This window comes from Clostridium sp. CAG:43 (assembly GCF_000434655.1).
In the GTDB taxonomy this organism is placed as follows: Bacteria; Bacillota; Clostridia; order Lachnospirales; family Lachnospiraceae; genus Otoolea; species Otoolea fessa.
Map to the genome: position 1 here is coordinate 24773 of NZ_FR895071.1, position 967 is coordinate 25739.

The 967-nt window shown below is 40.5% G+C and carries 1 protein-coding gene; it reads right to left on the reverse strand.

Going from position 1 to position 967, the window contains the following annotated elements; genetic code table 11:
- The coding region (locus QVO97_RS05780; protein ID WP_288189101.1) for a transposase at window positions 1-821 on the reverse strand (821 nt) is incomplete at its 3' end.
- Between the last annotated feature and the right edge of the window lie 146 nt (window positions 822-967).

A 967-nucleotide genomic window follows, 5' to 3' on the forward strand; every position in this document is an offset into this window, starting at 1 on the left:
TCAATCAGATTTAAGAGTATTTTAGCCATACCTTTGGCTTCACCTTTTTTCTCGCCTTCTTTTAGGCCTCTTGCTACACCAATCTTCTCCCCTTCCGCAAACTCCGCCTTCCTTATCAATTCCGTTTCCCGTTTTTCATCATATTCGAAAATACACACCTCTATCGCCTCCGCTCGATTCTTCCTCAGAAACTCTGCCAATATATTTTCATCGATACATTCCGTCACAGCCTTTTCAACCGCTTGATTGATATCTTTGTATTCAATCGCATACTGCCGTATTTTATGAACCAACAGCATATACTCTTTCAACAACCGGCAGGTTTCCAGGATCTCCAGATTTTTATCCAGATTTATATTTAAAACCTTCACAAGCAATTCCAGCTCAGGATGTTCTGTCTTCTGCATGAACGAATGTGACAATTTAAGCAGACCCTCCGCCTCCCGCTCTTTTTCTCCATTGTAGAATACTACAAAATGCGGTGTTGGCAATTCCACCAATGCCGATGCGTACAAGGTCTGGTTCCGGACCAGCATCTGGTACTCTTTTGCCACATAGAACAGAAAACGCAGTGGCATATTCGGATTCCATGTCGATTGATGTTCATATAAGTTTAACTGCATATCCAGCAAAAATGCCTGATCGTTTTTCATATTCATATATACAGCATTTTTCAGCGTCACAATCTCCAATTCTTTCGGATCTGTATAATGTGAATGATTCACTGCATTGTACAGACTCAGCAGATTCTCCCTTGTGCTGAACAGCATCCTGAACAGCGTGTCCTTGTGATTTCTCCGCACCCTCATTAAATTCCCCATAATTCTCCCCTTTCTGACAGGAGAATCTGGCTTTTCTGAGAATCTCCTGCCATTTCGTATTGCCAAGTTGGATAAGCATAAGATTTCTCAGATTAATAATTAGAATATAAGATTGCTTGAATTGCAGATAAAGAAATATATATGCT